Source organism: Pseudomonas batumici, assembly GCF_000820515.1.
GTDB lineage: Bacteria > Pseudomonadota > Gammaproteobacteria > Pseudomonadales > Pseudomonadaceae > Aquipseudomonas > Aquipseudomonas batumici.
The window spans coordinates 1-20,540 of record NZ_JXDG01000030.1 but is presented as its reverse complement, the minus strand read 5'-3'; the positions used below and the strand labels follow the sequence as shown (position 1 = coordinate 20,540).

20 protein-coding genes and 1 tRNA gene are annotated in these 20,540 nt (G+C 62.3%); 13 read left to right on the top strand and 8 right to left on the bottom strand.

The features are described from left to right. The first annotated feature begins 8 nt into the window (after nt 1-8). On the top strand, nt 9-1,361 hold the full coding sequence (locus tag UCMB321_RS11315) for an acyclic terpene utilization AtuA family protein (RefSeq protein WP_040066573.1): 1,353 nt from the start codon (nt 9-11) through the stop codon (nt 1,359-1,361). After that, nucleotides 1,358-1,684, top strand: coding sequence for an AtuA-related protein (locus tag UCMB321_RS11310; protein ID WP_040066572.1), 327 nt, complete (start codon nt 1,358-1,360; stop codon nt 1,682-1,684). The genes UCMB321_RS11315 and UCMB321_RS11310 overlap by 4 nt, the downstream gene beginning before the upstream one ends. Here UCMB321_RS11310 and inhA read toward each other — a convergent pair. After that, nucleotides 1,681-2,370 carry an isonitrile hydratase gene (inhA, locus tag UCMB321_RS11305; RefSeq protein WP_040066570.1) on the bottom strand — a complete coding sequence of 230 codons (690 nt, stop codon included), beginning with the start codon at nt 2,368-2,370 and terminating at the stop codon, nt 1,681-1,683. The two genes, UCMB321_RS11310 and inhA, sit on opposite strands and share 4 nt — an antisense overlap. Before the next feature lie 107 nt (nt 2,371-2,477). Here inhA and UCMB321_RS11300 point away from each other — a divergent pair, with 107 nt between their 5' ends. From UCMB321_RS11300 to UCMB321_RS11290, 3 genes are all read left to right on the top strand, one after another. Next, nucleotides 2,478-3,458, top strand: a complete 981-nt coding sequence (locus UCMB321_RS11300; protein WP_040066569.1) for a GlxA family transcriptional regulator — start codon at nt 2,478-2,480, stop codon at nt 3,456-3,458. Between the two features lie 191 nt (nt 3,459-3,649). Beyond that, the gene (locus UCMB321_RS11295) at nt 3,650-4,648 is read left to right on the top strand and encodes a response regulator (RefSeq protein WP_084614929.1); all 999 of its coding nucleotides are present in this window, start codon (nt 3,650-3,652) and stop codon (nt 4,646-4,648) included. Between the two features lie 3 nt (nt 4,649-4,651). Further along, the gene (locus UCMB321_RS11290; protein ID WP_040066567.1) at nt 4,652-5,605 is read left to right on the top strand and encodes a GGDEF domain-containing protein; all 954 of its coding nucleotides are present in this window, start codon (nt 4,652-4,654) and stop codon (nt 5,603-5,605) included. Between the two features lie 16 nt (nt 5,606-5,621). Here the strand turns inward: UCMB321_RS11290 and UCMB321_RS11285 are convergent, their stop codons facing one another. After that, entirely contained in the window at nt 5,622-6,242 is a 621-nt protein-coding gene (locus tag UCMB321_RS11285) for a LysE family translocator (RefSeq protein ID WP_040066566.1), read from the bottom strand. Between the two features lie 365 nt (nt 6,243-6,607). On the opposite strand from UCMB321_RS11285, the gene UCMB321_RS11280 reads away from it, so the two are divergent. Beyond that, nucleotides 6,608-6,682, top strand: a tRNA-Gln gene (locus UCMB321_RS11280). A gap of 6 nt (nt 6,683-6,688) precedes the next feature. Here the strand turns inward: UCMB321_RS11280 and UCMB321_RS11275 are convergent. Beyond that, complete coding sequence (locus UCMB321_RS11275) at nt 6,689-7,171, bottom strand: winged helix-turn-helix transcriptional regulator (protein WP_040066565.1); 483 nt, start codon at nt 7,169-7,171, stop codon at nt 6,689-6,691. Nucleotides 7,172-7,284: 113 nt separating this feature from the next. Here UCMB321_RS11275 and fabF point away from each other — a divergent pair, with 113 nt between their 5' ends. Continuing rightward, nucleotides 7,285-8,553: a beta-ketoacyl-ACP synthase II gene (fabF, locus tag UCMB321_RS11270; RefSeq protein ID WP_040066564.1), complete on the top strand. Its 1,269-nt coding sequence runs from the start codon at nt 7,285-7,287 to the stop codon at nt 8,551-8,553. A 168-nt stretch (nt 8,554-8,721) separates the two neighbouring features. Here fabF and UCMB321_RS11265 read toward each other — a convergent pair whose 3' ends face one another. Then, a complete protein-coding gene (locus tag UCMB321_RS11265; protein ID WP_040066563.1) occupies nt 8,722-9,618 on the bottom strand; it encodes a DMT family transporter in 897 nt (298 codons plus the stop codon). A 92-nt stretch (nt 9,619-9,710) separates the two neighbouring features. Between UCMB321_RS11265 and UCMB321_RS11260 the strand changes: the two genes are divergently transcribed. Next, on the top strand, nt 9,711-11,042 hold the full coding sequence (locus UCMB321_RS11260) for an aminotransferase-like domain-containing protein (RefSeq protein WP_040066562.1): 1,332 nt from the start codon (nt 9,711-9,713) through the stop codon (nt 11,040-11,042). Nucleotides 11,043-11,317: 275 nt separating this feature from the next. Here UCMB321_RS11260 and yghX read toward each other — a convergent pair whose 3' ends face one another. The 4 genes from yghX to UCMB321_RS11240 all read right to left on the bottom strand — a co-directional run bounded on the left by yghX (nt 11,318) and on the right by UCMB321_RS11240 (nt 14,418). Continuing rightward, nucleotides 11,318-12,205, bottom strand: a complete 888-nt coding sequence (gene yghX, locus UCMB321_RS11255) for a YghX family hydrolase (protein ID WP_040066561.1) — start codon at nt 12,203-12,205, stop codon at nt 11,318-11,320. Between the two features lie 66 nt (nt 12,206-12,271). Further along, nucleotides 12,272-13,249, bottom strand: a complete 978-nt coding sequence (locus tag UCMB321_RS11250; RefSeq protein WP_040066560.1) for a threo-3-hydroxy-L-aspartate ammonia-lyase — start codon at nt 13,247-13,249, stop codon at nt 12,272-12,274. Nucleotides 13,250-13,303: 54 nt separating this feature from the next. Beyond that, on the bottom strand, nt 13,304-13,702 hold the full coding sequence (locus UCMB321_RS11245; RefSeq protein WP_040066559.1) for a RidA family protein: 399 nt from the start codon (nt 13,700-13,702) through the stop codon (nt 13,304-13,306). Nucleotides 13,703-13,791: 89 nt separating this feature from the next. Beyond that, complete coding sequence (locus UCMB321_RS11240) at nt 13,792-14,418, bottom strand: helix-turn-helix transcriptional regulator (protein ID WP_040066557.1); 627 nt, start codon at nt 14,416-14,418, stop codon at nt 13,792-13,794. A gap of 250 nt (nt 14,419-14,668) precedes the next feature. Here UCMB321_RS11240 and metE point away from each other — a divergent pair, with 250 nt between their 5' ends. From metE to UCMB321_RS11215, 5 genes are all read left to right on the top strand, one after another. Continuing rightward, nucleotides 14,669-16,957 carry a 5-methyltetrahydropteroyltriglutamate--homocysteine S-methyltransferase gene (metE, locus tag UCMB321_RS11235; RefSeq protein WP_040066555.1) on the top strand — a complete coding sequence of 763 codons (2,289 nt, stop codon included), beginning with the start codon at nt 14,669-14,671 and terminating at the stop codon, nt 16,955-16,957. Between the two features lie 264 nt (nt 16,958-17,221). Further along, nucleotides 17,222-17,434, top strand: a complete 213-nt coding sequence (locus tag UCMB321_RS11230) for a CbtB domain-containing protein (RefSeq protein ID WP_040066553.1) — start codon at nt 17,222-17,224, stop codon at nt 17,432-17,434. Between the two features lie 15 nt (nt 17,435-17,449). After that, entirely contained in the window at nt 17,450-18,178 is a 729-nt protein-coding gene (locus UCMB321_RS11225) for a CbtA family protein (RefSeq protein WP_040066551.1), read from the top strand. 224 nt (nt 18,179-18,402) lie between these two features. Beyond that, the gene (locus UCMB321_RS11220; RefSeq protein WP_040066549.1) at nt 18,403-20,115 is read left to right on the top strand and encodes a ShlB/FhaC/HecB family hemolysin secretion/activation protein; all 1,713 of its coding nucleotides are present in this window, start codon (nt 18,403-18,405) and stop codon (nt 20,113-20,115) included. Nucleotides 20,116-20,151: 36 nt separating this feature from the next. Continuing rightward, on the top strand, nt 20,152-20,540 hold a 389-nt coding region (locus UCMB321_RS11215), incomplete at its 3' end, for a two-partner secretion domain-containing protein (protein WP_040066585.1).

Here is a 20,540-nt window from a genome sequence, read left to right as displayed (position 1 = left end):
ACCTTGCGATGAAAACCTTGCGTATCGGCTCCGGTGCCGGCTATTCGGGCGACCGCATCGAACCGGCGGTGGAACTGGCGGCCAAGGGCGAGCTGGATTACCTGGTGTTCGAATGCCTGGCCGAACGGACCATCGCCCTGGCGCAACAGGCCCGGCTCAGTGATCCGGAGGCCGGTTATGACCCCTTGCTGCGTGAGCGGATGGAGCGGGTATTGCCCTTCGTCGCCGGTGCCGGACGGCGCCTGCGGATCATCACCAATATGGGCGCGGCCAATCCCCTGGCTGCCGCGCGCGAGGTGCGCCGGATCGCTGTCGAGCTGGGCCTGCACGGACTCAGGATTGCCGCGGTGACCGGCGACGATGTGCTTGAGGCGCTGCGTGCCGAGCCGAGCCGGGTGCTGGACAACGGTTTGCGGGTGGAGCAATTGGGCGATCGGCTGGTCTCCGCCAATGCCTACCTCGGCGCGGAAGGTATTGTCCAGGCGCTGGCAGCCGATGCCGATGTGGTGATCACCGGCCGGGTGGCCGATCCGTCGCTGTTCCTCGCGCCGCAGTGCTTCGAGTTCGGCTGGGCGGCGGACGATTGGCAACGCCTGGGGCGCGGCACCCTGGTCGGCCATCTGCTGGAGTGCGCGGGACAGATCACCGGCGGTTACTTTGCCGATCCGAGCGTCAAGGAGGTGCCGGACCTGGCGCACCTGGGCTTTCCCCTGGCCGAAGTGGATGCCGAGGGCCGGGCGACCATCACCAAGGTCGCCGGCAGTGGCGGGCGGGTGGACGCCGCCACCTGCACGGAGCAGTTGCTCTATGAGGTGCATGACCCGACGGCCTACCTGACGCCGGATGTGACGGCGGATTTCCAGGGGGTGAGTTTTATCGAGGAAGGTACGGACCGGGTGGGCGTGCGGGGCGCGGACGGACGGCAGCGTCCGAACAGCTTGAAGGTCTCGGTCGGTTACCTGGATGGCTGGATCGGTGAGGGGCAGATGTCCTACGGTGGTCCGGGCGCCCTGGCACGGGCGCGGCTGGCGCGGGAGATCGTCTTGCAGCGCCTGGAAATCATCGGGGTGAAGGCCGAGGAGGTCCGCGCGGAGCTGATGGGCGTGGACGCCCTGTATGGTGAAGCGCTGAGTGCGCGAGGGCAGGGCGAACCCTGGGAGGTGCGCTTGCGGGTGGCCGCGCGTTGTGCGGATCGGGCTGACGCGCTGCGCGTCGGCAATGAAGTGGAGACGTTGTACACCAACGGCCCGTCAGGCGGTGGTGGCGCGAGCAAGAGCGTGCGGCAGGTGGTGGCGGTGGCGTCGCTGCTGCTGCCACGGGAAAACCTGAGCGCAACCGTTCACCTGGAGGATCAGCCATGAATCGTCTTCAATTGCGCCACTTTGCCCATTCGCGCACGGGCGACAAGGGCGACACCTCGAATATCTCGGTGATCGCCTACCGTGCCGAGGACTACCCCAGGTTATGCGAATGGCTGACCGCTGAGCGGGTGGCGGACTACTTTGCGCCCTTGCTCGAGCCGACGGCCGGACCGGTGCGGCGTTATGCGTTGCCGGGTGTGCGGGCCTTGAATTTCGTATTGCCGGGCATCCTGCGGGGCGGGGTGACCCGTTCCCTGGCGCTGGATGCCCATGGCAAGAGCCTCGGCTCGGCGTTGCTGGATATGCCGTGGGAGCGCGATTAACCCACTTGTTTCAAGCGTTGCGCGACACGCTCGACGATCAGTCCTCGCTGCTTGCGCGACTCTGCGGCCCGTTGCAGGGCTATCTCCCGTACGTCTGCGGGCGCCGTCTCCGGGCTGCCGGCGTTGAACGGTGGCGCCGGCGCGTACTCCAGTTGCAACTGGATCAGCTGGGCCTCTTGCGCGCCCACCAGTTCAGCGGCCAGGGTCAGGGCAAAGTCGATCCCGGCGGTGATGCCGCCGCCGGTCAACAGGTTGCCGTCACGGACCACGCGGTCCTTCACGGGGATGGCCCCGAGACCTGCCAGCAGGTGGTGATAGGCCCAGTGGGTCGTGGCCTTGCGACCTTGCAGCAGCCCGGCGGCCCCCAGCACCAGGGCGCCGGTGCAGACCGAGGTGACATAACGCGCCTGGGCGGCTTGCCGGGCGATGAACGCGAGGGTCTCGGGATCTTCCATCAACGGCCCGACTCCGGCACCGCCTGGAATGCAGATCACATCCAGCGCTGGGCAGTCCTCGAAAGTGGTGGTGGGTGTAAAGACCAGGCCGCTGCTGGAGGTGATCGGCGCCAGGTCCTTCCAGATCAAGTGGAGCCGGGCGTCGGGCAACGAGGCAAGGACGTCGTAGGGACCGGTGAGGTCCAGCTGTTGGACTTTGGGGAACAACAGAAAGCCGATATGCAGCGTCATGGCGATAGCTCCTTGGGAGTGAATAGGCGGGTCCTGCGAGGCTGGACGGGTCCACTGTAGTTCCGTAGGCTTTGGCGTATCTGCCATTGACCCCACTTTTCACGCCAATGCCCATGAACGCCCCCAGAACGATCCGGATCCTGGCTTTTCCCAATGTGCAGGTGCTCGATGTCACAGGGCCGCTGCAGGTCTTCGCCTCGGCCAACGACCTGGCACGTGCCCAGGGTCTGCCGCTGCCCTATGCCGTGAGTGTGATTGCCGCCCAGCGCGAACCGGTGATGAGTTCGGCGGGGCTGGCCCTGGTGGCGGAGCCGTTGCCGGCGCCAGGCACGCCCTGCGATACCCTGCTCATCGCCGGTGGCTGGGGCACCTATGCCGCTTCCGAGGACCCGACGCTGGTGGCCTGGGTGCGTCAGCAGGCCGGTTGCGCCCGCCGGGTCGCCTCGGTCTGCACCGGGGCGTTCCTGCTGGCGGCCAGTGGCTGGCTGGACGGGCGGCGGGTGGCAACCCACTGGACCCGTTGCGAACAATTGGCGGCGCAGTACCCGCGGGTGCAGGTCGAGCCCAATCCGATCTTTATCAACGACGGCCCGGTCTGGACCTCGGCGGGGGTGACGGCGGGCATCGACCTGTCCCTGGCATTGGTTGAAGCGGACCTGGGACGGCCCGTGGCCTTGGAGGTCGCGCGGCATCTGGTGGTGTTTCTGAAACGCCCTGGTGGGCAATCGCAATTCAGCGCCACCCTGTCCCTGCAGAAGTCCGGCAGCCGCTTTGGCGACCTGCACGCCTGGATCGCCGAGCACCTGGCGCAGGACCTGTCGATCCCGATCCTGGCGCAGCAGACGGGCATGAGCGAGCGCAGTTTCGTGCGTCACTACCGGGCGGAAACCGGGCAGACGCCGGCCCGGGCCATCGAGCAGATCCGTGTGGAAAGCGCCCGCCGCCTGCTCGGCGACACCGCGATGCCGATCAAGCGCATTGCCGCCCGTTGCGGTTTCGGCAGCGAGGAAACCCTGCGCCGCAGCTTTTTGCGGGCCCTGAGCGTCACGCCGCAGGCCTACCGTGAGCGCTTTTCGGCGCAGCCATGAAATGCCCACGGGGAGACCGTCGATCCACTTCGTTGACCTAAGCCATCCCCTGAGCTCCGATGACGTTTAAGCTATTGGAATATCGGACGTAGTTCGCAATAAAACCTACGCCTCAAGCATGTTCTGCAAGAGTTATGGCATCATGCCATTAATGCTTTCCCTGATAGCTAAAATAAGATGAGCACCGGTCAGTGTCAGTGATTCCCCTACTTGTGTGTGACGACTCCAACATGGCCCGTAAGCAGGTATTACGGGCACTGCCGGCGGATTGGCAGGTTTCGATCACCGAGGCCGGCGATGGTCGACAGGGGTTGGATGCCATTCGCCGGGGATTGGGGCAGGTGGTGCTGCTCGACCTGACCATGCCGGAAATGGATGGCTACCAGGTGCTCTCGGCGATACGCGCCGAAGGGTTGCAGGCGCAGGTGATCGTGATTTCCGGGGACGTCCAGGAAGAGGCGCTGCGCCGGGTGCGCGAGCTGGGCGCGCTGGCGTTCCTGAAAAAGCCCTTCGACCAGGATGAGTTGCGCCAGACCCTTGACCAGTTGGGGCTCCTGAATGCCTCAGGCCAGGCGCAGGTAGCCGTTCGCCCTGAACCGACGACTGAAATCAGCTTTCGCGATGCCTTTCGCGAAACGGTCAACGTGGCCATTGGTCGTGCGGCGGCGCTGATCGCCAAGGTCCTGGGGGTGTTCGTGCAGTTGCCGGTGCCGAACGTGAATATCCTCGAAGTGGGCGAGTTGCACATGGCGCTGATGGATGCTGGAAACTGCAACCAGCTCACGGCCATTTGCCAGGGCTTTATCGGCAGCGGCATTGCCGGCGAAGCCTTGCTGATGTTCCACGATTCGGAAATCGCCGACATGGCGCAGCTGATGCAGCGCCAAGGCGCCGAGTATTCGGACCTGGAAATGTTGCTGGATCTCTCCAGTGTGCTGATCGGTGCGTGCCTGAGCAGTATTGCTGATCAGATCGACGTGGTGTTTTCCCAGGGCCACCCGCAGATACTCGGGCAACACGCGGCCATCGATGAACTGATTCGGGTCAACCGGCAGCGCTGGAAAAAGACCCTGGCGGTGGAGATCAGCTACAGCCTGGAAGGACACGACATTCATTTCGACTTGCTGTTGTTGTTCACGGAGGACTCCATCGAGCGGTTGACCCACAAACTCGCCTACCTGATGAGCTGAGCCATGAACGACCCTCTCGATCTGAACGAGTTTCATTGGTTACTGACGATTGTCCAGAGCATCGACGTCGGCGTGGTGGTGCTGGACCGCGACTACCGCGTGCAGGTCTGGAACACCTTCATGGAAAACCGTTCCGGGGTGCAGCCCAAGGACGCCAACAGTCGGTCCTTCTTCAGCCTGTTTCCCGAGGTGGATCGCGAATGGTTCAGCCGCAAGGTGGAGAGCGTCGCGACCCTCGGTACGCCGGCGTTCACCATCTGGGAGCAGCGGCCTTATCTGGTGCGGTTCAAGAACTACCAGCCGATCACCGGCCAGGAAGACTTCATGTACCAGAACACCACCTTGTTGCCGTTGCGCTCCACCAACAGTGAAATCTCCCACATCTGCCTGGTGATCTACGACGTCACCGACGTGGCCACCAACCGGCACCAGCTCCAGGCGGCCAATGCCAAGTTGCAGAAACTCTCCAGCACCGACCGGCTGACCGGCTTGTACAACCGTGGGCACTGGGAGGAAAGCCTGAAGGTGGCTTATGCCCGCAACCAGCGTTATGGCAATGCCACGAGCCTGGTGATGTTCGACATCGACCACTTCAAACGGGTCAATGACACCTATGGTCACCAGGCGGGCGACAAGGTCATCGAGCGGGTGGCCGAGGTGGTCCGCGAGCATGTGCGCGACAGCGATGTGGCCGGGCGCTATGGCGGCGAAGAGTTTGGCGTGGTGCTGTCGGACACCGACAAGGCGGGGGGGCGTTTTTTTGCCGAGCGCCTGCGCAAGGCGATCGAAGGCCTGGAAGTGTTGCACGAAGGACAGGGAATCCGCTTCACCATCAGCCTCGGGGTGGCGGATCTGAGTCGGCCTTCGATCAGTCACGCCGATCTGATCGCCTGGGCGGACCACGCGTTGTACGCGTCGAAGAAGGGCGGGCGTAATCGGGTGACGGTGTACGAATAAAGGATGGGCCGCAGGCTCAGGCCCGCCGCGCCATCAGCAACATCGAAGCCGCCCCGGACAACAGCAGGGCACAACCGCGATTGAACAGGCGCTTGCCCCGAGGTTCGGCGAACCAGCGGCGCATGTGCACGCCCATGTAGGCGTAGGCGCTGATGGCGATCCATTCCAGGATCAGGAACAGGCTGCCCAATACGGCGAACTGGGCGGATACGCCCTGGGCCGGGTCGACGAACTGGGGGAGGAAGGCGGTGAAGATCAGGATGGCTTTCGGATTTCCCGCAGCGACCAGGAACTCCTGGCGGGCGAGGGCGGGCAAGCTGGCCGTTGCTCGTTCCGTGGTGGCTTCGGTGTCGGGGTTGGCGCGCCAGAGCTGGATGGCGAGATAGATCAGGTAGGCCGCGCCGAGCATCTTGATGCCGTAGAACAGCAGCTCCGAGGCTTGCAGCACCACCGCCAGGCCCGCCGAGGCCAGGGCGATCATTCCGGAGAAAGCCAGCAACCGCCCCAGGCCTGCCAGGCACGAGGTGCGAAAGCCATAGCGCGTCGAGTTGCTGACCGACAGCAGGTTGTTCGGGCCGGGGGCCATGTTCAGGGCGAAGCACGCCGGGATGAAGAGGATCAGGGTCGATACATCCATGGCAGGCTCCGGGATCGAGGGGCGGAAAACTCGACGATAACGTCAAGTCCTGGCCATGCGCCAGAGTGCCTGAGGCTTTGCGCATCTGTACCTGAAACTTGTCGCGCAGGTGTACCGTATCGGGTCACTGAGCGTAGGGCGATACCCGATTTACAGGGGGCGCTGGCGGCTCAAAAGCCCCCGAGAGGAGGGAAGTGGGCCGTGATCAAGAATAAGTAGCTGTTTTCAAACAAATTTGTGCGTTTGGGGGCTTCCCAGGCGAAGCGAAAATTGATAAATTTCCGCCCACTCTTGCAGCGACCCTCTTCGGGTCGGCACGCTGCAAAATCAACAAGCGGGTGTCCAGCACTCGTCGCAACAGATACAGGGGCGTCGCCAAGCGGTAAGGCAGCAGGTTTTGATCCTGCCATGCGTTGGTTCGAATCCAGCCGCCCCTGCCATTTTCCTTATCTCTCGATACTCAGTCGCTGACGCATCTGCTCACTGGCTACAGGCCCGGCCTGTACGGTACTGCGGTCCAACGGTACCTGACGACCATCGGCGATATCCGCCATCATCAATTGCAGCGGTCGCCCGCTCTCGCGTTCGACGATCTGCACGCTTTCGCCTTCCGGCGCGTAGTGACGATTGCCCCACTCCACGAACGCCATGAGCACCACGCGAAAATCCTCGCCCTTGGCGGTCGGCACATACTGATAGCGCAGCGGGCGCTGGCTGTAGGGCTCACGTTCGAGCAGGCCCGCCTCCACCAGCGCATTCAGGCGCCGGGTCAGCATGTTCGGGGCAATCTCCAGGCTGCGGGAGAATTCGTCGAAGCGCTTCAGGCCATGCAGGGCATCGCGCATGATCAGGATGCTCCACCACTCGCCAACCCGCTCGAGGCTGCGGGCAACCGGGCATTCGGCATGGATCAGGGTCTTGCGCTGCATGGCGGCTCCTGTCGGTCACTCGGACATTTGTGAGGTGGGTATGTTACTTTCATGTTGATAGTAACGTCCATAAGCCATTACCTCGTTCAATAACCTGAAGGAGCTGGACCGTCATGAACAAACGCATCGTCGTCACGGGCATGGGCGCGCTGACCCCGCTGGGCTGTGGAGTCGAACCGAGCTGGCAACGCCTGCTGGCCGGACAGTCCGGTATCCGGCAGTTGCCGGAGGAGTTGATCGGTGATCTGTCGATCAGCATCGGTGGCCAGGTCCCGGACCGTGCGCAGGACCCGGAAGCCGGCTTCGATCCGGATCAACTGCTGGCCGCCAAGGAGCAGCGCAAGATGGACCGCTTCATCCTGTTCGCCCTGGCGGCGGCGGATGAGGCCCTGGCCCAGGCCGGCTGGGCCCCCGACTCCCCAGAGGCGCAGGAGCGCACGGCAACCATCATCGCTTCCGGGGTCGGCGGTTTTCCCGCCATCGCCGAGGCGGTGCGTACCACCGACAGCAAGGGACCCAAGCGTCTGTCGCCGTTCACCATTCCCTCGTTTCTCAGCAATATGGCGGCCGGTCACGTCTCGATCCGCTACGGTTTCAAGGGGCCGCTTGGTTCCCCGGTAACTGCCTGCGCCGCGGGTGTCCAGGCCATTGGTGACGCCGCCCGGATGATCCGCGCGGGGGAAATCGATGTCGCCATCTGCGGTGGCGCGGAAGCCTGCATCCACAGGGTCAGCCTGGCAGGCTTCGCGGCCGCCCGGGCGCTGTCGAGTGACCACAACGACACTCCGCAGCTCGCCTCCCGGCCCTTCGACCAGGCGCGTGATGGCTTCGTCATGGGCGAGGGCGCCGGTCTGCTGGTGATCGAAGAGTTGGAGCATGCCCTGGCGCGCGGCGCCAAACCGCTCGCCGAGCTGGTGGGTTATGGCACCAGTGCCGATGCCTACCACATGACAGCAGGGCCCGAAGATGGCGACGGTGCCCGTCGGGCCATGCAGCAGGCATTGCGCCAGGCCGGCGTCGAGCCGTCCCAGGTCCAGCACCTGAATGCCCACGCCACCTCGACGCCGGTGGGCGACAAGGGCGAGTTGGCGGCCATCAAGGCGCTGTTCGGGACCACGGGTGGCCCGGCCATCAGTTCGACCAAATCCGCCACGGGGCATCTGTTGGGCGCTGCGGGAGGGGTCGAGGCGATCTTCACGGTTCTGGCGTTGCGCGACCAGGTGGCGCCGGCGACGCTCAATCTGGACACCCCCGATGTCGCCGCCGAAGGCCTTGACCTGATTCGCGGCCAGGCCCGGCCGTTGCCCATGGAGTATGCGCTGTCCAATGGCTTCGGTTTCGGTGGGGTCAATGCCAGTGTGCTGTTCAAGCGCTGGGTGTAGACCGGGGTGTACATGGCCCTTGTAGGAGCCGGCTTGCTGCGGGCGGCGTTCCGACGATGAGGCCGGTGAGTCTTGCGTCGATCTTGCGGACGTCATCGCCGGCAAGCCGGCTCCTACACTGATCGCGTGTGAGCCTTGGGACGCGGGGGTATTTAAAGCGGCCGGGGTCTACCTGGAGAATTTTCTCGCGCCCGCCACGCAAAGGATCACGGCCACCGTGACCCCCAGCATGCCCAGGCTGACCTGCTCGTGGAGCAGGGTCGCCGCCAGCGCCAAGCCGAAAAACGGCTGCAGCAGCTGCAACTGTCCCACGGCGGCAATGCCGCCCTGGGCCAACCCGCGATACCAGAACACGAAACCGATCAACATGCTGAACAGCGACACATACGCCAGGCTCAACCAGGCGGGTGTGCCGATGCCCGTGAACGAGGAGGGGGCCAGCAACCCGGTCAGCGCGAGCATCACCGGCAGCGACAGGACCAGCGCCCAGGAAATCACCTGCCAGCCGCCCAGCGTCCTGGAAAGCCTTGCCCCTTCGGCATAACCCAGGCCGCAGACCAGCACGGCCAGCAGCATCAGGATATCGCCCCTGGGAGAGGCACTCAGGCCCTGGGATACGGCGAACCCCACCACCAGCAGGCTGCCCAGCACGGAAAAGAACCAGAACACAGGACGCGGCCGCTCGCCACCGCGCAGGACACCGAAGACGGCGGTCGCCAGCGGCAACAGGCCGAGGAACACAATGGAGTGCGCGGAGGTCACGTACTGCAACGCCAACGCCGTCAACAGCGGGAAGCCGAGCACTACGCCGATGGCCACCACCACCAGCGACAGCAACTGGCTACGGGCCGGGCGTTTTTCCCTGAACAGCAACAGCAGGCACAGGGCAAGAACCCCGGCGATGCTCGCCCGGGCCACGGTCAGGAAGACCGGGTTGAACGACAGGACCGCCACCCGTGTCGCGGGCAGCGAGCCGCTGAAGATCAAGACACCGATAAAGCCATTGATCCAGCCGCTGGTGCTTTTGGCGATCGCCGGGGTGTTCAGGGGCGAGGTACGTTCCATTTTCGATTCACGCTCAAGGTTCGGGTTGCTTGAGGCGCATGCTATGACCGACTATTGATACAATCAAAAAATTGTCATGGATACATCTCGTCATGCCTCGTTCCCGGTACAAGTCGCTGGTTGACGTTTTTGCCGCCGATATCCGCTCGGGACGGCTGCCGCCCGGCGCCCGCTTGCCGACCCATCGCCAGTTGGCCGCCCGCCATGGCCTGGCCCTGGTGACGGCCAGCCGGGTCTATGCGGAGCTTGAGGCCATGGGGCTGGTCAGTGGGGAGACCGGTCGCGGCACGTTTGTCCGGGAGACGGCCTTGCCTTCCGGCCTGGGTATCGACCAGCCCGACGTTGCCCAGGGGATGATCGATCTCAACTTCAACTATCCCTCGTCGCCGGGACAGGCCGAACAACTGCGTACGGCCTTGCGCCAGCTGGCATTGTCCGGTGACCTGGAGTCCCTGTTGCGCTACCACCCCCATGCCGGGCGCCTGCATGAGCGGGCGGCGGTCGCGCGTCACCTGGGGGCTCGCGGGTTGAGCGTGTCGGCCGAGCAGGTGCTGATCGTCAGCGGGGCCCAGCATGGATTGACGGTGATCCTGATGGCGTTCCTGCAGCCCGGGGACGTGATCGCCGCGGACGCCTTGACCTACCCGGGCTTCAAGGTGCTGGCGCAGGCGCTGCACCTTGAGGTCGTGCCCATCCCCATCACGGACCAGGGGCCTGATCTCAATGCCCTGGAACAGCTCTGCCGCAGCCGTCCGGTGCGGGCCGTCTACAGCATGCCGACCCTGCATAATCCGATGGGCTGGGTGATGGCGGCTGATGCGCGGGAGCAACTGGTGTCGATCGCACGCCGGCATGATCTGTTGATCATCGAGGATGCGGCCTACGCGTACCTGGCGGAGAAAGCGCCGCCGCCATTAGCCGAGTTGGCACCGGAAAGAACCCTCTACGTTTCCGGCCTGTCCAAGAACGTGGCCGCCGGGTTGCGGGTCGGATTCGTTGCCGCGCCGCTGCAGCGGGTGGCGGCGCTGGAGCGAATCATCCGGGCGACCACCTGGAACACCCCGGGTGTGCTGACGGCCATCGCCACCGCCTGGATCGAGGATGGCACTGTCGCCCGGCTGGAGGCGCAAAAGCGCAAGGACGCGCAGGCCAGGCAGGCCATGGCCGATGAGTTGCTGGCCGGGCTGCGCACGGTTCGCCACCCGTCTTCCTACTTTCTCTGGCTGCCCCTACCGGAGGAGGCGAGGGCGGATCAGATCGCCATGGCGCTGATGCGCGAGCAGATTTCGGTCTCCACTGCCCAGCCTTTTGCCACCTCTGTGCAGGTGCCGCATGCGATCCGCCTGGCGCTGGGCTCCGTGGACATGGACACCCTTCGCGCCGCGCTGGTGAAAGTGCAGCGGGTGCTGGGGTCGCTGTTCTGATCCGTATTTTTTGTCGCCATCTGCCTCTGTAATGAATTCGGCCCGCAACGGACAATAACCCCACGGATCAGTCTTCGGCAGGTGTCGAGGGCTACGGCCCGTGATGTTCGGTCACCGTCTGTTTGCTCTGCTCCGTAAACTCATTGCGCAACCCGCGTTATGCCCTGACCTTATAGTTGAGGAGGCCTTATGGCCAAGATGGCGATGTTCCTGGGTGGATTTCTCATACTGACGATTGCGATTGGCCTCCTGGCCACGATTTCTCCGACCTAGCGCTAGACCAGATAGCGCCGGAACCAGCCCAGCGTCCTGTCCCAGGCCAGCTTGGCGGCGGCCTCGTCGTAGCGGGGTGTGGAGTCGTTGTGAAAGCCGTGGTTAACCCCGGCGTAGATATGTGCTTCATAGATCTTGCCGGCCGCCTTCAAGGCCTGTTCATAGGCGGGCCAGCCATCGGTGATGGGCTTGTCCAGTTCGGCGTAGTGCAGTAGTAGCGGCGCCTTGATCCGGACCACGTCCTCGGTCTTTGGTTGACGACCATAGAAGGGCACGGCGGCACTGAGCTCCGGATAGGCCACGGCCGCGGCATTGGCGACTCCACCGCCATAGCAGAAGCCGGTGATGCCGACTTTCCCGGTGGTCGTGTCGTGGTTCATCAGCCACTCGATGGCGGCGAAGAAGTCGTTCATGAGCTTTTCCGGATCGACCGTCTGCTGCAGCTCCCGGCCCTTGTCGTCATTGCCGGGATAGCCACCAACCGATGACAGGCCGTCCGGGGCCAGGGCGATGAATCCCGCCTTGGCCACGCGTCGGGCAACGTCCTCTATGTAGGGGTTGAGCCCGCGGTTTTCATGGGCGACCACCACCGCGGGTACCTTGCCGTTGGCCTTGGCGGGGCGTACCCGATAACCGCGCACCTGTCCGTGGCCCTTGGGGGAGGGGTAGGTGATGTACTCGGCGATGATGTCCGGGTCGGTAAACGACACCTGCTCGGCCAGCGCATAGTTCGGGCTCAGCGCCGCCAGGAGGCTGCTGGCGGCGAGCCCTCCCAAGGTGAACTTCGCCGCGCGATCGAGAAATTCCCGGCGGTTGATCCTGCCGTGGACATAGTAGTCGTACAGCTCAAGCAGTTCGGGGGCAAAGTCTTTCGCGGTGAGACGTTCCATCTGTGCGCTACCTTTGGAAGGGGGCGAATTCAGGCCTAGTGTAGAACCTAGACACGATGTCCCAGGTCAGGCTGGAGCCAGCAACCGTGCATACCGATCCAGATCAATATTCCCGCCGCTCACAATCACACCGACACGCTTATCTTCCAGCGCCTTGCCCATTTCACGTATGGCGGCCAATCCCAGGCACCCGGTAGGCTCCACGACCATCTTCATGCGTTCAGCAAAAAAACGCATACCCTCGACCAACTGTGCATCGGTGACAGTCAGAATGTCGTCAACGTCGCGGCGAATGATAGGGAATGTATAGTGCCCCAGATGCTGGGTCTGGGCGCCATCGGCCAGGGTATCCGGTGTGTCGATATGGACGATTTCTCCACGGCGAAACGACTGCTGGCCGTCATTCCCGGCCTGCGGCTCGACACCGTAAAGTGTGCAGTCAGGCGACAGTGCACGGGTTGCCAAGGCAGCGCCTGCCAACAGTCCGCCGCCACCGAGGCAAACGAATAGTGCGTCCAGTGGCCCGGTCTCTTGCAATAATTCCAGGGTCGCCGTCCCTTGTCCGGCGATGACATCCGGGTGGTCATAGGATGGAATCAAGGTGTAGCCATGCTCCTGCGCCAGTTTTCGGCCAATGGCTTCGCGGTCCTCGCTGAAACGATCATAGAGCACCACGCTGGCTCCATATTCGCGTGTCGCCGCCATTTTCGAGGTCGGAGCGTCATGGGGCATCACGATGGTCGCGGGAATGCCCAGGATACGTGCAGACAATGCGATGCCTTGAGCGTGGTTGCCGGAAGAAAAGGCCACGACGCCGGCCTTGCGTTGGCGCTCGTCGAAGCGAGCCAATGCGTTGAACGCGCCGCGGAACTTGAAAGCGCCCATGCGTTGATAGTTCTCACACTTGAAGAACACCTCGGCGCCCAACTGTCCGTTCAGCGTGCGGGAGGTGAACACTGGCGTGCGGTGAGCGTGGCCCAGGATCCGTTCGGCAGCGTCCAGGACGTCTTGGTAGGTGGGAAGCGTCACTTGAGTCGTGGTCATGGAGCCCTCGCTTTTTGATATGAAAACTTTAAGAAATGTGCGCAATCAACACGCTCAGGCCGTCGCTGCAAGTGCCATGGCTTCAACTTCGATGGCTGAGCCAAAATGCAATTGAGCCACGCCAGCAACGGCTCGGGCGGGCCGGTGATCGCCCAGCCATTGTGCGTAGATACGATTGAAAACCGGCCATTGATCCATGTCGGTGACATAGACACGCACTTGCACCAGGCTGTATTTGTCGACGCCTGCCCGGGCGAGACAATGCTCAAGGTTGCTCAGAACCTGCTGGGTTTGCTCCTCGAAACTCTTGTCTGCCAATGCCCGTCCCTCGGCGTTGATAGGCAACTGGCCGGAAATCATTACAAAACCGCCGGCACTGCAGATGTGAGAATAGTGCCCGCCAGGAGGACTGATAGAGCTGCTGTTGGAGCACTGGATGGCTTCGATGAGCATTGCGATACCTTTATTCAGGGGGAGGAGAACCCACCTCTCACGTGGGAAAAGTTTTACGGATGTATTTGCCGGTACGAGACCGGCCAGGGTTATTTCACGTAGCTATAGACAGCCGCACGGGACACGCCCAGATGCTGTGCGATGACCTCCATTGACTTTCGAACCTCCAGATACCCGGCGTCCTTCAGCTCGCGAAGCAGCATGCGTTTGTCATCGGCCTTCAGTGCCCGTGGCGTCGTGGCCTGACGTGCAGAGAACTCGTCGATGTGCTGGCGAATGGTGTCGGCATTACGGGTATTCAGATTCTCCGTAATACCGTTCTTCACGATTGCGGTGAATTGTCCCATCGCGCTTTGTAGGCTCTGGAACAAACTCAAGTCCAGATTCATGCACAGTGCCGCGACGTATCGTCCGTTCGAGTCCTTGATACCGATGGAGGTGCTCTTGGCCTGTCGGCCATCCGGAAAGCGGTTGGCGTAGTTGGCGATCACTTCTGGATACTGCGGATCAGCAATGCGAGCCAAGCCGAGTTCGGTTGCGGGATCGCCAACCTGACGCCCTGACAGATTGTTGTGAATGGCATGAATGGCGTGGTTGGGGTCTTGTAGGTCATGCACCACCACTTCGCAAAAAGGTGCGAATGTTTCACCCAGCCCTCGTGCAATCTGCTCCAACTGGTCAAGGAGGTTAGTGGCTTCGTCTTTTTTTTTGCTCATGGTGCAAGCTCGTGCATTAGGGTGGCAGAAGTCAGGAATGCGTCGATACGGTGCTGTTTATTGTGATGGGCGTCGCTCGTGAGAATCTTATGACAAAGTATCTAAAATATTTCAAAGTGTCCAGATTGTGAATTGTAGTGGCTTGATGATCATGAATTAAACTTGTGATCATCTGGATTTAAATGAGTTTGTCTCAGCATGCCCTGAGTGTCGACAATGGCTCCCATCGAATACAAAGGAGTTTTTTGTCATGGCACTGGCCCATTCCCTGGGATTTCCGCGCATTGGTCGCGACCGCGAACTGAAGAAAGCCCAGGAAGCTTTCTGGAAGGGCGAATTGAGTGAGATGGATCTGCGTGCCGTTGGCAGCGAGTTGCGCAAGGCCCATTGGGACCTGCAGAAGAGCGCCGGCATCGAGCTGTTGCCGGTCGGTGACTTTGCCTGGTACGACCAGGTCCTGACCCATTCATTGATGTTCGGCGTGATCCCCGAGCGCTTCCGTCCACAACAAGGCCCGGCCACCCTGCAGACCCTGTTCGGCATGGCTCGCGGCGTCAGCGACAGTTGCTGCGGCGGTGCCCACGCCCAGGAAATGACCAAGTGGTTTGACACCAACTACCACTACCTGGTGCCGGAGTTCAGCGTCGACCAGCAGTTCCAGATCGGCTGGGATCAACTCTTCGAAGAAGTCGAGGAAGCGCGCGCACTGGGCCACAGTGTCAAGCCGGTGGTCATTGGTCCACTGACCTACCTGTGGCTGGGCAAGGCCAAAGGCGGTGACTTCGACAAGCTCGATCTGCTCGATCGCCTGCTGCCGCTGTACGGCCAGATCTTCCAGCGCCTGGCTGCCCAAGGTGTCGAGTGGGTCCAGATCGATGAGCCAATCCTGGTCCTGGATCTGCCACAGGATTGGAAAAACGCCTTTGAGCGCGCTTACAACCTGATCCAGCGCGATCCCTTGAAGAAACTGGTCGCCACCTACTTTGGCGGCCTGGAAGAGAACCTCGGCCTGGCGGCCAACCTGCCGGTTGACGGTCTGCACATCGACCTGGTCCGTGCGCCTGAGCAATACCCGACCATTCTCGATCGCCTGCCGGCCTACAAAGTGCTGTCGCTGGGACTGGTCAATGGTCGTAACGTCTGGCGCTGCGACCTGGAAAAAGCCCTGGCGGTCTTGCAGCACGCCCATGAGCGCCTGGGCGAGCGCCTGTGGGTGGCGCCTTCCTGCTCGTTGCTGCACAGCCCGGTAGACCTGGGACGTGAAGACCAGCTGGACGCCGAACTCAAGAGCTGGCTGGCCTTTGCGCTGCAGAAGTGTGAAGAGGTCGCTGTTCTGGCCCGTGCCGTCAATGAGCCGGAAGCCGCTGCGGTACTGGAAGCCTTGACCCACAGCCGTGCAGTGCAGGCCAGCCGTGCCGCCTCGGCGCGTATCCACAAACCGGCTGTCCAGGCTCGCGTTGCCGCGATTAGCGCCAAGGACAGCCAGCGCCACTCTGCATTTGCCAGCCGTATCGACAAGCAGCGCGTCGGCCTGAATCTGCCGCTGTTCCCGACCACCACCATCGGTTCGTTCCCGCAAACGGCGGCGATCCGCCTGGCGCGCCAGTCGTTCAAGCAAGGCAAGTTGAGCGAAGCCGAATACACCGAGGCGATGCAGAGCGAGATTCGCCATGCCGTGCAAGTGCAGGAGCGCCTGGGCCTGGACGTGCTGGTGCACGGTGAGGCCGAGCGTAACGACATGGTCGAGTATTTCGCCGAACAGCTCGACGGTTATGTCTTCACCCGCTTTGGCTGGGTGCAGAGCTACGGTTCCCGTTGCGTGAAACCGGCGGTGATCTTCGGCGACCTGAGCCGTCCGAAGGCCATGACCGTGGAGTGGATCCGCTACGCCCAGGGGCTCACCGACAAAGTGATGAAGGGCATGTTGACCGGCCCGGTGACCCTGCTGATGTGGTCCTTCCCGCGTGAAGACGTGTCGCGTGAAGTGCAGGCCCGCCAACTGGCCCTGGCGATTCGTGATGAAGTGGTGGACCTGGAAGCCGCCGGTATCAAGGTCGTACAAATCGACGAAGCGGCCTTTCGCGAAGGTTTGCCGCTACGTCAGGCGCAATGGCAGCACTACCTGGACTGGGCCACCGAGGCCTTCCGTTTGTGCGCCTCCGGTGTGCGCGATGAAACCCAGATCCACACCCACATGTGCTACAGCGAGTTCAACGATGTGATCGAGTCGATTGCGGCAATGGATGCCGACGTCATCACCATTGAAACCTCGCGTTCGGACATGGAGCTGCTGGATGCGTTCGAGGCCTTCGCCTACCCGAATGAAATCGGGCCTGGCGTCTACGACATCCACTCGCCCCGCGTGCCGGATGCGTCGGAGATGGCCAATCTGCTGCGCAAGGCCGCCCAGCGTATTCCCGCCGAGCGCCTGTGGGTCAACCCGGACTGTGGCCTGAAAACCCGCGGCTGGGCGGAAACCGAAGCGGCCTTGGTGCATATGGTCAGTGCCGCTCGCCAACTGCGTAAGGAGCGGGCGTGACACGGTAAGCGCCTGCTCTGAACCACCAGCCGGAGCACGTCAGCGTGCTCCGGCTTTTTTATGGCTGCTGTCCGTCCGAACGCGTAGACTGCCGAGGTTGTATCATTTTGTTACTAGAAAATTTTACAACTCGTTCCGAAACAGGAAGCCGGTTGAAATCCGGCGCGGTCGCGCCACTGTATTCGGCTGTTTGTCAGCCGTAAGCCAGACCCTGTTTCTCCAACTCGCAATCCGTACTGGGACGCGTCTTCCCTGGAGGTTCACATGGCTTATAGCGCTGCTACGCAAACCGATGTTTCCCTGCCCACCATCCCACTGGGCGAAATTCTTCCCTGGGCCATTTTTGGCGGCCTGCTGTTGATGCTGGCGATCTATTTCGTCGGTGCGGAGCAGGGGGCCACGGCCTTGTTCAAGGGCATGTATGTCCATGAGTTCGTGCACGACGGACGCCACTTGCTGGGCTTCCCCTGCCACTGACTCAAGGAACACGAGATGACGGGTCAATTATTGGTTCGCGGCATGCTGGTGGGCTTGCTCGCCGGGGTGCTTGCCTTTGGTTTCGCCAAGGTGTTTGGCGAGCCGCAAATCGACAAGGCGATTGCCTTCGAAGAACACATGGCGCAGGTGCACGGTGATGCGCCGGAAGAGGAGCTGGTGAGCCGCGAGGTGCAGAGCACCTTCGGTCTCTTCACCGGTATCGTGACCTATAGCGTTTCGCTGGGCGGGATCTTCGCCCTGGTGTTTGCCTACTCCCTCGGGCGTGTCGGCAAGATCGGGCCGCGTGGCCTGGCCGCGCTGCTGGCGTTGGCGGCCTTCGTCACGCTGATTCTGGTACCAGGGCTGAAATACCCGGCCAATCCACCGTCCATTGGTGATCCGGAAACCATCAAGCAGCGCACCAAGCTGTTCTTCCTGATGTTGCTGGTGTCGGTCATTGCCGGGGTGATTGCGATCAACGCTGCTCGCAAACTGATTCCCGCCCTCGGTAGCTGGAATGGTTCGATCCTGGCGGCGGCGCTGTACATCCTGATCATGGCGGTGGCCGGTTCCCTGTTCCCGACCGTCAACGAGGTGCCGCACACCTTCTCGGCGGTGCTGTTGTGGAAGTTCCGCGTGGCCTCCCTGGGCATCCAGCTGGTGCTCTGGACGACCGTGGGCCTGACGTTCGGCTGGTTGGCCGAGCGAGCGCTGAGTCTGCCCGGATTCTCCACCCGCGCCTGAAGTTGAAGAGCAGTGCCGTGCAAGCGGCACTGTTTGAACCGCGTCCTTATCCTGTTCTGTCCTCTCCAGAGTCTCGCCAACCGCTGTGCGAGCGGCCTTCGTTTGTCTGACATCGCTTTGTGTCAGGATTGAAATAAATTGAAACATTTTGTTGACGTCATGGTTTCACCTCTCTAGCATCGCGCCATTATTTTGATATCAAGCTTTGCTTCGAGGGATCGAACATGTCTCAACTCGTCTTCAGGACGAGGCTGTGTCTTGCGTTGTTGTGCATCTGCGCTCTGAATACCGCTCACGCTGCCCCCCCAACCCCCGGTGACACCGACCTGATCCGTGATCGCCAGGATCGCCTGCTCGAAGAGCAGCGTCGTCGTCTCGAAGAACTCAAGGAACTGCCCGGCAAAGCGGCGGCTCCCGTGGCGCCGACGGCCCCGGCCGAGAATCGTTGTTTCCTCATCAAGAGCATCGACCTGCAAGGTGCCGATTCCCTGTCCGCGGGCGAGCGCGAACGCCTGCTCAAGCCTTACATCGGTCAGTGCCTGGGCGTTCCGCAGCTCAATGAGCTGCTCAAGGTCATCACCGATCGCTACATCGAAAAGGGCCTGGTCACCAGCCGCGCCTATTTGCCGCAGCAGGACCTGTCCAGCGGCAACCTGAAGGTGCTGGTGGTCGAAGGCAAGCTTGAAGGCCTGAAGGGCGCCGACGGCAGCGGCCTGTCCGATCGCGAACTGTTCATGAGTTTTCCGGGCAAGCCGGGCGAGTTGCTCAACCTGCGCGAGATCGAGCAGATGGTCGACCAGTTGAACCGTCTGCCATCGAATCAGGCGCAGATGGAACTGGCGCCGGGCAAGGCCGTGGGCGGTAGCGAGGTGTTGGTCAAGAACACCCCGCAGAAACCTTGGCGAGCCGGGCTGTCGCGCAGCAACGACGGACAGAGAAGCACCGGCGAGCAACAGCTGGGCGCGACCTTCGATTGGGACAATCCGTTGGGGCTGGCCGATCAGTTTTCGTTGCGCGGTGGGCATGACATCGTGAGCAACCAGGAGCAGAACTCGCGTAACGCCATGCTCTATTACAACCTGCCATTTGGCTGGTGGAACCTGAGCTACACCTACAGCGAAAGCGATTACCGTTCCCTGGCCCAGGCCAACGGTTTCAACTTCCAGCAGACCGGCGACAGCCAGAACCACCAGTTGAAACTGGAGCGGGTGATCTACCGCGACGCCGTGAGCAAGACCTCGCTCAATACCGGCGTGACGTACCTGCGCACCAACAACTTCATCGAAGGCAGCAAGCTGGCCGCGAGCAGCAACCGCCTGAGCGAAGCGCAGTTCGGCATCAACCACGGTCGGCGGGTCGGCAGCGCCTTCGTCAACCTCGACCTGGGGATGCAGGACGGCATCAGTGCCTTCGATGCCCAGGACAATGGTCCGAATTTCACCCGGGGATTACCCGACGCCCGGTATCGCAAATACACCGCGACGCTCAGCTACCTACAGCCGTTCAAGCTGTGGGGCGAGTCGTTCAGCTTCAGCAGCGTGATGACTGGCCAGCGCAGCCAGGACGTGCTGTTCAGTTCGCAGCGCATGAGCCTGGGTGGGCTGTCGTCCATTCGTGGCTACAAGGATCAGACGCTGTCGGGCGACAGCGGCGGTTACTGGCGCAATGACCTGCGCTGGAGCCGGCCGGTGACCTGGGACTGGTTGCAGCCGGTGCTCTCCGAGTACGGCACCAGCATCGGTTACGACCAGGGCGTGATCCGTCATGACCGCTACAACGCCGAACAGCATGGGCGCATGACCAGCGATTCGATCGAGCTGTTTGCCCGGGGCAAGCATCTTGCCGCTACCGTGACGTTCGCCAATTCCCTGGAACGACCGACACCGATTGCCGAGCGCGAAGCGCCGATCTATTTCCGTTTGGATTTGTTCCTCTAATTCCCTTTACCGCACCCGTTGCATCGAGATTCCGACATGGATGTTCGTCAGTTTGCCTTCCTCGCGGGCCAGCCTTCTGCTGCCCTGAAAAACCGTGAGCACTTCTGCGGGCTGCCCAAGCGCGGACTGGCCTTCATCCTGGCGAACGCGATGTTCTGGCAACCGTTGCTGGCCCAGGCGGACGGGATCGTGGTCAGCGCGCCGGGTACCACGCTGGGCCAGGCGGGCAATGGTGTACCCATCGTCAACATCGCCGCACCGAATGCCCAGGGGCTGTCGCACAACCAGTTCCATGACTACAACGTCGGGACTAACGGGGTCATCCTCAACAACGCCACCGCGCGGACCCAGTCGACGCAACTGGGCGGCATCGTCGTCGGCAACCCGAATTTCAGCGGTGCCGCGGCCAACGTCATCCTCAACGA

Excerpts from the sequence above, each read along its gene's own strand:
- UCMB321_RS11315 (WP_040066573.1), top strand. The coding sequence starts at position 9 with ATGAAAACCTTGCGTATCGGCTCCGGTGCCGGCTATTCGGGCGACCGC.
- UCMB321_RS11310 (WP_040066572.1), top strand. The coding sequence starts at position 1,358 with ATGAATCGTCTTCAATTGCGCCACTTTGCCCATTCGCGCACGGGCGAC.
- inhA (WP_040066570.1), bottom strand. The coding sequence starts at position 2,370 with ATGACGCTGCATATCGGCTTTCTGTTGTTCCCCAAAGTCCAACAGCTG.
- UCMB321_RS11300 (WP_040066569.1), top strand. The coding sequence starts at position 2,478 with ATGCCCATGAACGCCCCCAGAACGATCCGGATCCTGGCTTTTCCCAAT.
- UCMB321_RS11290 (WP_040066567.1), top strand. The coding sequence starts at position 4,652 with ATGAACGACCCTCTCGATCTGAACGAGTTTCATTGGTTACTGACGATT.
- UCMB321_RS11285 (WP_040066566.1), bottom strand. The coding sequence starts at position 6,242 with ATGGATGTATCGACCCTGATCCTCTTCATCCCGGCGTGCTTCGCCCTG.
- UCMB321_RS11275 (WP_040066565.1), bottom strand. The coding sequence starts at position 7,171 with ATGCAGCGCAAGACCCTGATCCATGCCGAATGCCCGGTTGCCCGCAGC.
- fabF (WP_040066564.1), top strand. The coding sequence starts at position 7,285 with ATGAACAAACGCATCGTCGTCACGGGCATGGGCGCGCTGACCCCGCTG.
- UCMB321_RS11265 (WP_040066563.1), bottom strand. The coding sequence starts at position 9,618 with ATGGAACGTACCTCGCCCCTGAACACCCCGGCGATCGCCAAAAGCACC.
- UCMB321_RS11260 (WP_040066562.1), top strand. The coding sequence starts at position 9,711 with ATGCCTCGTTCCCGGTACAAGTCGCTGGTTGACGTTTTTGCCGCCGAT.
- yghX (WP_040066561.1), bottom strand. The coding sequence starts at position 12,205 with ATGGAACGTCTCACCGCGAAAGACTTTGCCCCCGAACTGCTTGAGCTG.
- UCMB321_RS11250 (WP_040066560.1), bottom strand. The coding sequence starts at position 13,249 with ATGACCACGACTCAAGTGACGCTTCCCACCTACCAAGACGTCCTGGAC.
- UCMB321_RS11245 (WP_040066559.1), bottom strand. The coding sequence starts at position 13,702 with ATGCTCATCGAAGCCATCCAGTGCTCCAACAGCAGCTCTATCAGTCCT.
- UCMB321_RS11240 (WP_040066557.1), bottom strand. The coding sequence starts at position 14,418 with ATGAGCAAAAAAAAAGACGAAGCCACTAACCTCCTTGACCAGTTGGAG.
- metE (WP_040066555.1), top strand. The coding sequence starts at position 14,669 with ATGGCACTGGCCCATTCCCTGGGATTTCCGCGCATTGGTCGCGACCGC.
- UCMB321_RS11230 (WP_040066553.1), top strand. The coding sequence starts at position 17,222 with ATGGCTTATAGCGCTGCTACGCAAACCGATGTTTCCCTGCCCACCATC.
- UCMB321_RS11225 (WP_040066551.1), top strand. The coding sequence starts at position 17,450 with ATGACGGGTCAATTATTGGTTCGCGGCATGCTGGTGGGCTTGCTCGCC.
- UCMB321_RS11220 (WP_040066549.1), top strand. The coding sequence starts at position 18,403 with ATGTCTCAACTCGTCTTCAGGACGAGGCTGTGTCTTGCGTTGTTGTGC.